This is a genomic window from Aquabacterium sp., assembly GCF_004297345.1.
Lineage (GTDB): Bacteria > Pseudomonadota > Gammaproteobacteria > Burkholderiales > Burkholderiaceae_C > Aquabacterium.
Genome location: NZ_SCTN01000562.1, coordinates 1 through 2,306 on the forward strand (window position 1 = coordinate 1; position 2,306 = coordinate 2,306).

Consider the following 2,306-nt stretch of genomic DNA (forward strand, 5'->3'; position numbering starts at 1 on the left):
GCCTCTTAACGCTGGCCTGTTGTTTCGCTTCAAGGCCCTTGTGCGAGAGACCGGCGACTGGGACCTAAAGGTCCCCCTTGGCATGAAACTAGGCGATGTCCGGCGCACGCCCGTCGGAGGGGATCCTGCCCCGGAAACCCTCTTCTACGATGTTTGGGGAAACATTCACTACGGATACGTTGGTCGCGCTCACGGAATTCCGGCCGACGTGGTACATGCCGGAGCCGAGACATTCGGCGGTGCTCGATCAGTGTCTGACTGGATATCGAACGAGATTGGTATCCAGCTCTGGGAAGCGCATGGAGCCGCACTCACAAAGACGCAGCTGGCCTCCGCGGTACTCGCGAAGATTCGAGTGTTTAGGGCCGACCCCGCAGATACGTTTCTTGAGGTTCGCGGAGGCTTGGCACCTTGAACAAGGCTTGGCGCGACGCTGGCTGGCTTCGTCGAATCACGATGATGGCGTGTTGGACAGTTCTGGCGAGTTGTTCGACGCCAACGGACTGGGTCGTCTATGTCTCAAGCAACTCGGACCAATCGGTCATCGTTCGCGTGAGTTATGACGGTGTGGTTCGCCAAGTTCTCTTTGAGCCGCATGTCGAGGGTCAGATCGTTGCCCTTGACCGGCAGCCCTCATCGGCACGCGTATCAATCATCGACCCCACGACGTGCAGCGAGCTGGACGCCCAGCGGCTGCCGACAGTCCGTGCACTGGTGTCCTTTGGGGACGCACCAGGATCTAGCGAGATTGTCCTGAGCGTAAGCTCGCGAAGCGCCGGCCGCGGCCCGACCCTGATGCCAGACACCGCGCTGTGCGTCGGGCCGTGACCGACTGGTCATCGCTCTGTCCGGGGTCGACCCAATGAGTTCGCCTCTGACCGTCCCTCCAGCTCAAGCAATAATGGCCGGGAGTGTCTCAGCGAGACAGGAGGGTGGTCATGGCCGTTCGCGCAATGCGTCTACTCCTCGGTCTCGCGTTGTCGGCGTGATCGACGCTCTCGAGCAAACCGGTTGTGAAGATGCCGATTACCGTCGAGTCGACTCAGTTCCCCGACATCGAGATTACTTGCAACGGCGATGCCAGCCTCTCTGGGGACGCTTGCCGAAACTGGGCGGAGCAGATGCTTCCGGCTGCGCCAACCTGACCTGCGGGCGGCGCCGACATTCCGGTCGTCAAACTCGTTCTCACTTATCGGGCGATACCGGTACGACGCATGGGCGAATATCCACTACGGCTACGTAGGCATGGGGCACGGCATTCCCCCCGATGTACTCCGTACCGCGGCCGTGATTGCAGGCGGCGTCAACACGTTGTCCGATCGCTGGAACGTGGACCTCGGCATCAACCTGTGGTACCAGCATCCGTATTCGCTCACGGTTGCCCAGCTCCGAGCAGGGGTCCTGAACTCGATGAGGATCTACCGTTCGGATCCTGAGCCCACCGAAATCGAAGCGCGACTACATGGCTAGATGATGAAACGTCGCCCGCATTGTCTTCAGATCGCCGCGATTTGTGCGCTTGTTACGCTCGCCTCCTGCGCTCCTGCCCCGTGGATAGTTGCAGTACGGAATTCGACTGACCACGTGTACCTCGTTCGGGCCAGCGGTAATGGCTCAACGACAACGCGCATTATCCAGCCGCTGTCGTCTGGCAACAAGTTGGACGAGCCGGCAACGACTCGGGACCACTTCGAAGTCATCGACCCACAGACGTGCCAAATCGTTCTTGAAGGCGACCTGCTGAAGAAGTCGACAAGTGTGGTCATCGGGGTTGATCAGGGAGGGCTGACCCTATCGATCGCGGCAAAGAGTCTGATCTCCGAGCCGCAGCTCCTCCCGACCTCGAGCGAGTGTTGAACCAAGCTGGATTCGATGACCGCTCCATGTCGGCTGAGTTGTGGCTTGGGATTCCGCCGAAGCACATGGATCCGGACCCAAGCACACTTCCCACCGACCATCATTGCGTCGGAAAGTGAATTCGGCAGGCCACCCCGAACCGGAGTTCCGTTCAAGTCGGCGCTGCAGCGGCCACGACGTACACCTTCGCATATTTGTGGGCATCTTCGTTCTTCTTGGCTGCACGACAGGCGGTCCCGCCGATAATCGAGATCCGGGCTGCGTCGCCTTCGATAGGCAGGTCCGCTACGTATCGTGGTCGCCCGATGGTTCAAGGGTGGCGGTACTCGCCGAGGACGGGGCTAGTGCCGACGTAATGACGGTCTCGTGGCCCAAACTTGAAGTCGTGCCCGTCGCTTCCGGAGAAACCATTGATGCGTTCTTGGCGGGGATCGATGGGGACGGTGCGG

General features: G+C 60.3%; 3 protein-coding genes. All 3 read left to right on the forward strand.

Annotated elements, in window-relative coordinates; genetic code table 11:
* Positions 1–415, forward strand: a 415-nt coding sequence (locus EPO09_RS21495) for a polymorphic toxin type 44 domain-containing protein (protein WP_290646537.1), incomplete at its 5' end; no start/stop codon positions are given.
* A gap of 662 nt (positions 416–1,077) precedes the next feature.
* Positions 1,078–1,470, forward strand: a complete 393-nt coding sequence (locus EPO09_RS22360; RefSeq protein WP_367200100.1) for a polymorphic toxin type 44 domain-containing protein — start codon at positions 1,078–1,080, stop codon at positions 1,468–1,470.
* Positions 1,471–2,053: 583 nt separating this feature from the next.
* The coding region (locus tag EPO09_RS21500; RefSeq protein ID WP_290646539.1) for a hypothetical protein at positions 2,054–2,306 on the forward strand (253 nt) is incomplete at its 3' end.

Bases quoted from the DNA above. Each gene is read 5' to 3' on its own strand.
- EPO09_RS22360 (WP_367200100.1), top strand. From the start codon at position 1,078: ATGCCAGCCTCTCTGGGGACGCTTGCCGAAACTGGGCGGAGCAGATGC.